General features: G+C 72.2%; 9 protein-coding genes. 7 read left to right on the top strand and 2 right to left on the bottom strand.

Translation table 11 applies throughout. The annotated features are described in order from the left end of the window. The coding region (locus VMF70_05015) for an NAD(P)/FAD-dependent oxidoreductase (GenBank protein ID HTT67369.1) at positions 1-1,005 on the bottom strand (1,005 nt) is incomplete at its 3' end. Next, positions 992-1,198, bottom strand: a complete 207-nt coding sequence (locus VMF70_05010; protein ID HTT67368.1) for a 4Fe-4S dicluster domain-containing protein — start codon at positions 1,196-1,198, stop codon at positions 992-994. The genes VMF70_05010 and VMF70_05015, both read right to left, overlap by 14 nt. Positions 1,199-1,330: 132 nt before the next feature. Here VMF70_05010 and VMF70_05005 point away from each other — a divergent pair, with 132 nt between their 5' ends. The 7 genes from VMF70_05005 to VMF70_04975 form a co-directional block, all read left to right on the top strand. Beyond that, positions 1,331-2,368 carry a rod shape-determining protein gene (locus tag VMF70_05005; GenBank protein ID HTT67367.1) on the top strand — a complete coding sequence of 346 codons (1,038 nt, stop codon included), beginning with the start codon at positions 1,331-1,333 and terminating at the stop codon, positions 2,366-2,368. 6 nt (positions 2,369-2,374) lie between these two features. Beyond that, the gene (mreC, locus tag VMF70_05000; GenBank protein HTT67366.1) at positions 2,375-3,250 is read left to right on the top strand and encodes a rod shape-determining protein MreC; all 876 of its coding nucleotides are present in this window, start codon (positions 2,375-2,377) and stop codon (positions 3,248-3,250) included. Beyond that, the gene (gene mreD, locus VMF70_04995) at positions 3,247-3,744 is read left to right on the top strand and encodes a rod shape-determining protein MreD (GenBank protein HTT67365.1); all 498 of its coding nucleotides are present in this window, start codon (positions 3,247-3,249) and stop codon (positions 3,742-3,744) included. The genes mreC and mreD overlap by 4 nt, the downstream gene beginning before the upstream one ends. After that, positions 3,741-5,693, top strand: a complete 1,953-nt coding sequence (gene mrdA / locus VMF70_04990) for a penicillin-binding protein 2 (GenBank protein ID HTT67364.1) — start codon at positions 3,741-3,743, stop codon at positions 5,691-5,693. Before mreD ends, mrdA begins: the two co-directional genes overlap by 4 nt. After that, complete coding sequence (gene rodA, locus VMF70_04985; protein HTT67363.1) at positions 5,693-6,931, top strand: rod shape-determining protein RodA; 1,239 nt, start codon at positions 5,693-5,695, stop codon at positions 6,929-6,931. The genes mrdA and rodA overlap by 1 nt, the downstream gene beginning before the upstream one ends. Before the next feature lie 107 nt (positions 6,932-7,038). Next, positions 7,039-7,896, top strand: coding sequence for an acetyl-CoA carboxylase, carboxyltransferase subunit beta (gene accD / locus VMF70_04980; protein HTT67362.1), 858 nt, complete (start codon positions 7,039-7,041; stop codon positions 7,894-7,896). A gap of 5 nt (positions 7,897-7,901) precedes the next feature. Beyond that, positions 7,902-8,595, top strand: a 694-nt coding sequence (locus tag VMF70_04975) for a Mur ligase family protein (GenBank protein ID HTT67361.1), incomplete at its 3' end; no start/stop codon positions are given.

The following is an 8,595-nucleotide window of genomic DNA, read 5'->3' as shown; positions in this document are numbered from 1 at the left end:
GTAGTACTTGAGGTGCGCGTCGCCCAGGAGCCGCATCCACTCCTCGTGGTAGGGCTGCAGGCTCGACGCGGACGTGTCCCCGCTGCCCAGCGCCCGCGCCGCGTGGCGGCCCGCGAGCCGGCCCGCCTTCATCGCGTTGATGATCCCGCCGCCCGACAGCGGGTTGATCATGTGGGCGGCGTCGCCCGCCAGCATCAGGCCGTCGGCGACGGTGCGCCGGACCGTGACGCCGCTGATGACGCCGCCGACCGTGAGGCCGGTCACCGTGCCGCCGGGGAACCGCCGGGCGACGTAGTCGTCGAGGTACTGCCGCACCGTGCGCCCGTCTCCGCGGAGGGTGACCACGCCCAGGCCGACGTTCGCCACGCCGACGGACTTGGGGAAGACCCAGGCGTAGCCGCCCGGCGCCACCGACGGGCCGAAGTGCAGGTAGATGGCGTCGGGATCGCACTCGATGTTGCCCACCACGTACTGCGCGCAGGACTCCATGTCGCGGGCCGCCACGCGCGTCTCGAGGCCCGCCCAGCGGCCGATCATCGTCTCCACGCCGTCGGCCCCGATCACCACCCGGGCCGTCAGCTCCTCCTCGCCGTGCGGGCCGCGCAGCGTCACGCGCCAGCCGCCCTCGGCGCGCCGCAGTGCTACCGCCTCGGTGGAGATGCGGATCGCCGCTCCGGCCTCCGCCGCGCGCTCGGCCAGCGCCGGCTCGAACCTGGTGCGGTCGAGGACGTAACCGACGTCGCGCTCGGCCAGCGCCACCTCGGTGTCGTCCGGGGCGACGAGGATCACGCGGGTGATCCGGCGCGAGACCCAGGGCGCCCCGTCGGGATCGAGGAACTCCCGCAGACCGTCGCTGCCGACCCCTTCGGCGCAGCGCACCGGTGCGCCGATCGCCCGGTCCCGCTCGACCAGGAGGACGTCGCCGGCGCCGGCGGCCGCGGCCTCCCAGGCCGCGACGCACCCGGCGGGGCCGCCTCCGACGACCAGCACGTCAACGGCGGGCATCGACCATCGTGAGGGCGCCGACGGGGCAGGGAGCGATGCACTTCTCGCACCCGGTACAGGTGGGGCCGTGCACCACCAACCCCCGGCGGGTCATATGGATGGCCTCCGGCGGGCACAGCGGCATGCACAGGCCGCACGCGTCGCAGACCTCGGGGTCCACGACGGCGATGCGCTGCGCCACGGCCGGGGGCATGGGCGCACGTTACCTTCGCTTCCGGAACAGTGTCAAGCGCGGTGTTGCCTGAGGCGTGCGCACGGGCTATGTTACCGGCGGCTCAACAAGTTACGCCGCCTCCCTTCACCCTCTATCGAGTTGCAAGCCGGCATGCGCTTGACGTCCTGGAAACCGGGGTCCTGGCTCCCCGCCAACGAGATTGCCGTGGACCTCGGCACCGCGAACACGCTCGTCTACGTGCGCGGTGAAGGCATCGTCCTCAACGAGCCGTCGGTCGTGGCGCTCGAGAAGACCACCGGTCGCATCAAGGGCATCGGGCTCGAGGCCAAGCGCATGCTCGGCCGGACGCCCGACGGGATCCAGGCGGTGCGCCCGCTCAAGGATGGCGTGATCGCGGATTTCGACGTGACCGAGAAGATGCTGCGCTACTTCCTGGCGTCGATCATCAACAAGCACGTCTTCCGCGTGAAGCCGCGGGTGATCGTGTGCGTGCCGAGCGGGATCACCGAGGTCGAGAAGCGGGCGGTGCGGGACAGCGCGCAGTCGGCGGGGGCGAAGGAAGTGTACATGGTGGCGGAGCCGATGGCGGCGGCCATCGGCGTGGGCCTGCCGATCGAGACGCCGACCGGCAACATGGTCATCGACATCGGCGGCGGCACCACCGAGATCGCGGTGATCGCGCTGTCGGGCATCGTGTGCGACGCGTCGATCCGCATCGCGGGCGACGAGATGGACACGGCGATCGTCCAGCACATGCGCAAGAACCACAACGTGCTGATCGGCGAGCCGACGGCCGAGCGCATCAAGATCCAGATCGGCAGCGCGGCGCCCGTGGGCGAGGAGCAGGAGATGGAGGTGAAGGGCCGCGACCTGGTGTCGGGCATCCCCAAGACGGTGACGGTGCGCTCCGACGAGATCCGCGCGGCGCTCATGGAGCCGATGCAGCAGATCGTGGACGCGGTGCGCCGGGCGCTGGAGATCACGCCGCCCGAGCTGGCCAGCGACATCGTGGACCGGGGGATCGTCATGACGGGGGGCGGCTCCCTCATCCGCGGCCTCGACGTCCTCCTCTCGCACGAGACCGGGTTGCCCATCCACGTGGACGAGGACCCGCTGACCTGCGTGGTGCGGGGCACCGGGCGCATCCTCGACGATCCCGAGAAGTACCGCACCGTCCTGACGACCTGACGGGCCGTGACGATCGGGGCTGAGCGGTACGGGTCGCGGGCCGACACGGTCGCCTTCGTGGCCTGCCTCGTGGTTGCGCTCGTCACCCTCGCCCTGCCGGAGGCCCTGCGGGCGCCGATCGCCGCCGCGATGCGCCGCAGCGTCCTGCTGCCGGCCGTGACCCTCGAATCCCGCGTCGCCGCCTCCCGCGCGCAGCGCCAGGCCGTGCTCGTGCTGCGGGCCGAGCGCGACTCGTTCGCGCTGGCGGCCTCCCAGGTCCCCGAGCTGGTGACCGAGATCGCCGAGCTGCGCGCGCTGCTCCGCCTCAGGGCGCGGCTCGGGAGCGGATTCGTGACCGCCGAGGTCCTCCACCAGTCCGGGCTCACCGACGGCCTGACCCTGCTGCTGTCGGCCGGGCGCCGGGCGGGCGTCACGCCGCTCGCGCCCGTCGTCTCGCCGACCGGCCTGGTCGGCATGGTGACCACGGTCGACCCGCGCTCGTCGGTCGTCATGGCGTGGTCCCATCCCGACTTTCGCGCCAGCGCGATGACCGCGCGGGGCCGGGTCTTCGGCATCGTCTCCGCGCGCCGCGGCGAGCGCGCGGGCGAGGTGATGGAGTTCCGCGGCGTCCCCTACCGGGAGCGGCTGCCGGCCGGAACCCTGATCGTCACCTCCGGGCTCGGCGGCGTCTTCCCGCGGGGCATCCCGCTCGGGACCATCGAGGGCATGCTGAGCGAGGCGGAGGGCTGGGAGCGCACCTACCTCGTCCGGCCCGCGGCCCACCCGGCGCAGGTCACCCACGTGCTCGTGCTGAAGCCGGGCGCGTTCAGCGACACCCTCGCGGCGGCCTTCCGCGCCCCCGCCGCGGCCGACACCGCGACGGCGCCGGCCGACAGCTCGTGAAGCTCGCGCCTCCCCGCCTGAGGCTGTGGATCGTCGTGCTGCTGCTGCTCGCGGCCCAGCTGGCCGTGCGGCCGTGGTTCGCGGCCTCGCCGCTGGCGCCCGATTTCCTGCTCGTCGCGCTGCTGACCTTCGCGATGCGATCCCGGCCGGGGGCCGGCGCCGCGGCGGGCTTCGTGGTGGGGCTTCTGGGCGACGCGGTCGCCCCGACCGCCTTCGGGGCAGGGGCCTTCGCGCTGACGATCATCGGCTACGCGGCCGGCTGGCTCAAGGCGGTGGTCTTCGCCGACAACCTCCTCGTGACCGTCGTGTTCGTGTTCGCGGCGAGCTGGCTGCGCGACGTGCTCGAGCTGGCCGCCAGCGGCGCGCTGCGCGCGGGCGCCGTCGGCACGCAGCTGCTGGTGCTCTCGCCCGCGACCGCCATCGGCACGGCGGCCGCCGCCGCCGTGGTTCTGCTGTTGTTCCGGAGCTGGCTCCACTCGGCGCCGGCGTCGTGAGCGACCGGCAGGCGTTCCACCCGTTCGTGCTGGCGCTGCGGGGCGCCGTGGCCCGCAACGCCCTGGCGGTGGTCTTCCTCTTCCTGGCCGCGGCCTTCTTCCGCCTCCAGGTGCTCCAGCGCGACCGCTACCGGATGAAGTCGGAGTCGAACCGGCTACGGCCGGTGCCCCTCCCGGCGGCCCGCGGCCTGATCCTGGACCGGCACGGCGCGGTCATCGCCGAGAACGTGCCCGGCTATTCAGTGTCGCTGCTGGCGGCGGACGAGGATTCGCTGCGCGCCATGCTCCGCCGGCTCGACTCCCTGATCCCGTTCGACTCGGCCGCGACGGAGCGGGTGGTCGCGCGCTTCCGCACCGCGCCCTACCAGCCGACGACGCTGGTGAAGGACGCCCCGTTCGCGCTGGTCTCCCAGCTCGAGGAGCACCGGGTGGAGCTCCCGGGGCTCGTGATCCAGGCGGAGCCGAAGCGCCGGTACCCGGACAGCACCGTGGTGGCCCACCTGGTGGGCTACGTCTCCGAGGTCACGCAGCAGGAGCTGGAGGGGGCCTTCGGCGGCCGCCGGCCGGGCGCGATCGTCGGGAGGGAGGGCCTCGAGCGCGAGTACGACTCGACGCTGACCGGTGCGGACGGCGTACGGTTCGTCGAGGTGGACGCGCTCGGACGCGTGGTCCGCGAGCAGGGCGCCGCCTCGACGCTCCAGGAGGTCCCGGGCCGGGTGCTGCGCACCACCATCGACCTCGGCCTGCAGCGTTACGTGGCTTCCATCTTCCCGCCCGGCCGGCGCGGCGCGATCGTGGCGATGGACCCGTGGACGGGCGACATCCTCGCGCTCTACTCGAGCCCCCCGTTCGATCCCAACGCGTTCGTCGGCGGCATCGCGCCGAGCCTGTGGGACACGCTCAACTCCGACCCGAGCCACCCGCTGCTCGACCGGGTGATCGCCGCCCGCTACCCGCCGGCGTCCACCTTCAAGCTCGCCACGACGGTGATGGCGCTGCGCGACGGCCTGGTGACGTTCGCCTCGCGGATGCCGCAGCCCTGCCGCGGCGGCTTCCAGTACGGCACGCGCTTCTTCAGGTGCTGGGAACCGCGGGGCCACGGGTTCCTCAACCTGGCGCAGGCCATCGCCGCGTCGTGCGACGCCTACTTCTACCAGCTGGGCCTGCGGCTCACCGTCAAGGCGATCCTCGAGGGCGGCGCGTACCTCGGCTTCGGCTCGCGCAGCGGTATCGACCTGCCGGGCGAGGTGCGCCCGGCGTTCCCCGACACGAGCTACTACGACCGGGTGTACGGCCGGAACGGCTGGACGCAGGCGGTGGCGCTGAATCTCGCCATCGGACAGGGCGAGAACGCCCAGACGCCGATCAACATGGTGCGCTTCTACGCCACGCTGGCCAACGGCGGGCACCTGGTGCGGCCCCACATCCTGGCTGGCAACTTCCCCGCCACCGGCGTCGTGGGCCTGCCGGACACGACCTTCCTGGAGATCCGCAAGGCGTTGATCGCGGTGGTGGAGCAGGGCACGGCGCGCGCCGTGCGGCTGGCAAGCCTGCAGCTGGCCGGCAAGACCGGAACCGCCCAGAATACCGAAGGCGCGAACCACGGCTGGTTCATCGGATTCGCGCCGGCCGACCGGCCCCAGATCGTCGTGGCCGGCGTGATCGAGGGCGCGGGCCACGGCACCGCCGTAGCGCCCTACGTGGCCCGGATCATCGAGCGGTACGTGCTCGGGCCCGACACGACGGCCCGCGGTCGCGCGGGTGAGCGCGTCCCCCTCGCGGTCCCGGAGGATACGGTGCGCGGCACCTCGCCCGTGGCCGTCGGCCAGCCACGACGTGCCACGCCGGCGCCGGCGAGACCCGCCCGCCGCGCCCCGCCCGCGAAGCCGGTCCCCGTCCCGCCACCGCCGCTCGAGGACACCAGCCCGGGGCCCGGAGGGCCCCGCTGATGTTCGGCCGCCTCGACCGTCCCCTGACCGCGGTGACCCTGGCGCTGACCGCGTACGGAATCCTGATCCTGTACTCCGCCGGCCAGACCGACGTGCCGACCTCGGTCGCCCACATCTGGCAGCGGCAGCTCGTCTGGTTCGCGCTGAGCATCACCGCCGCGCTGCTGGTGATGCGGGTGTCGCCCCGGCTGCTGGAATGGGCGGCGCCGGGCTGCTATGCGGGCGGGATCGTCGTGCTCCTCGTGACGCTGGTCATCGGGACCGGCGGCGGCACGGCGGCCTCGTCCCACTCCTGGATCACCATCGGCGGCCAGCGCCTCGGCCAGCCGTCCGAGTTCGTGAAGCTGGTCGTGATCCTGATGCTGGCGCGCCATCTCGCATCGCTGCGCGCCCCGCCCCGGAACCTGCGCGAGCTGGTCGTTCCCTGCCTCATCGCGCTGGTGCCGGCGGCCCTGGTGGCCATCCAGCCGGACCTGGGCAGCGCCCTGGTGTTCGGGGGCGTGCTGTTCGCGATGCTGTACTGGGCGGGCGTGCGCCTCCCCTTCCTGGTGCTGCTCGGGTCGCCGCTCGCCTCGCTGGTGCTCGCCTTCTCGCCGTGGACGTGGGGTGGGTGGATCGTGCTCCTGAGCGTGCTGCTCGTCGTCTGGCGGCCCTTCGTCTGGGAGGGCCTGGCGGTCCTGGGGGCCAACCTCGGGATGGGCATCATCGCACTGCCGCTGTGGCACAGGCTCGCCGCGTACCAGCAGCACCGGTTCCTGTCGTTCCTCAACCCCGACATCGACCCGCGGGCCACGGGCTGGCACATCATCCAGTCGAAGATCGCGATCGGCAGCGGCGGCTGGCTGGGCAAGGGCTTCACGATGGGCTCCCAGAAGCGCCTGGCCTTCCTGCCGGCCCAGCACACGGACTTCATCTTCTCCGTCGTGGGCGAGGAGCTGGGGTTCCTCGGGGTCCTGGTGGCGCTCGCCCTCTTCTTCGCGCTGCTGGCCATCCTGATCCGGGTCGCGCGGCGCAGCCCCGACCCGTTCGGCAGCCTGGTGGCCTTCGGGGTCATCGGCGTGTTGTTCACCCACATCTTCGAGAACATCGGGATGACGGCCAACGTGATGCCCATTACGGGCATTCCGCTGCCGTTCTTCAGCTACGGCGGGTCGTTCCTGCTGGCCTGCTTCCTCGGCGTGGGAATGGCCATGCGGGTCGCCCGCGAGGGCCGGGAGCTCGGCTATCACGAGTTGTAGCAACGTCTTACGGTTTGGCTCTAGCGGGGCCGGGCCTCCGTTTCCAAATTGATCCATCTCTTGGGCGGCCCGCACCGGGCCCCCGATCACCCCTCGATCCCTGCGCCATGGCCTGGTTCCGCAAAGACCGGCGACCTCGAACGTCTCAACGCGAGCGGCTGGAGATCCCGGCCGACGTCTGGGACAAGTGCGAGGAGTGCGGGCACGTCGACGTGCGCGAGAAGTTCGAGCGGGGGTTCGGGGTCTGCCCCAACTGCGGGCACCACCGCCGGGTGGATGCCGCGCAGTACGTGGCGCTGCTCACCGACGAGGGCAGCTGGTCGCCGATGGACCAGGGCCTGCGCTCGGTGGACGCCCTGGGCTTCGAGAACTACCGCGACCGCCTGGCGGCCGCGACGAAGAAGGCGGGCCGAGAGGACGCCGTGCGCACCGGCACGGCCACCCTCGAGGGCCAGCCCATCGCGCTGGCGGTGATGGACTTCAAGTTCATGGGCGGCTCGATGGGCTCCGTCGTGGGCGAGAAGATCGTCCGGATCGCGCGGGTGGCCCTGGAGGAGCGCCGGCCGCTGATCATCGTGTCGGCCTCGGGCGGCGCGCGGATGCAGGAGGGCGTGCTGTCGCTGATGCAGCTGGCCAAGACGTCGGTGGGCATCGCGCAGCTGCGGGACGCGGGTGTCCCGTTCATCTCGATCCTCACCAATCCCACCACGGGCGGGGTGTCGGCGTCGTACGCCATGCAGGGTGACGTCATTCTGGCGGAGCCGGGTGCCGTGATCGGGTTCGCCGGCCCGCGGGTCATCAAGCAGACGATCGGGCAGGACCTGCCGGCGGGCTTCCAGACCGCGGAGTTCTTGCTCGAGCACGGGATGGTGGATGCGGTGGTCCCGCGCAGCGAGTTGCGCGACACCACCGCTCGGCTCTTGTCGCACATGGCCGGATGGCGCCCGGCGGAGGTCGCTGACTGACCCGGTTGTCGTTCGCGGACGCCTGCGCCTTTCTGTTCCCCCGACAAGCCGGCCGGATCAAGTGGGGTCTCGGACCCACCGAGGCCCTCCTCGGCGCCCTCGGCCACCCCGAGCGCGAGTTCCCATCGATCCACGTCGGCGGCACGAACGGCAAGGGCTCGGTGTGCGCCTTCCTGGCGGCCGACCTCGCTTCCCGCGGCTTTCGGGTGGGGGTCTATACCTCGCCGCACCTGGTAACGGTTCGGGAACGGGTGACCGTGGACGGCACGCCCATCAGCGAGGACGCGTTCGCTCAGTGGACCGGCCTCCTTCGGCCGGTCATCGAGGAGCAGGGAGCCAGCTTCTTCGAGGCCACGACCGCCATCGCCTTCGCCGACCTGGCGGCGCGGGGAGTCGACGTCGCGGTGGTGGAGGTCGGGCTGGGGGGACGGCTCGACAGCACCAACGTGCTCGTGCCGATGGCGGCGGCGGTTACCAAGATCGCCCTGGAACACACCGACTACCTGGGGCCAGATCTCTTGGCCATCGCCCGGGAGAAGGCCGGCATCGCCAAGCCGGGTGCTCCTTTCGTAACCGGGGAGCGCGACCCTGCGGTCCGGGACGAGTTGTGCCGGGTCGCGGAGGCGCGTGGAGCGGCACCGATCGTCCTGGTAGACACGACGTGTCCGCCACCGCCCGGTGTCCGGCTGGGGCTTCGAG

Source organism: Gemmatimonadales bacterium (assembly GCA_035502185.1).
In the GTDB taxonomy this organism is placed as follows: domain Bacteria; phylum Gemmatimonadota; class Gemmatimonadetes; order Gemmatimonadales; family JACORV01; genus Fen-1245.
Note: the sequence above shows the minus strand (reverse complement) of the source record. Positions and strands in the feature narration are given on the sequence as shown.

Bases quoted from the DNA above. Each gene is read 5' to 3' on its own strand.
- VMF70_05010 (HTT67368.1), bottom strand. From the start codon at position 1,198: ATGCCCCCGGCCGTGGCGCAGCGCATCGCCGTCGTGGACCCCGAGGTC.
- VMF70_05005 (HTT67367.1), top strand. From the start codon at position 1,331: ATGCGCTTGACGTCCTGGAAACCGGGGTCCTGGCTCCCCGCCAACGAG.
- rodA (HTT67363.1), top strand. From the start codon at position 5,693: ATGTTCGGCCGCCTCGACCGTCCCCTGACCGCGGTGACCCTGGCGCTG.
- accD (HTT67362.1), top strand. From the start codon at position 7,039: ATGGCCTGGTTCCGCAAAGACCGGCGACCTCGAACGTCTCAACGCGAG.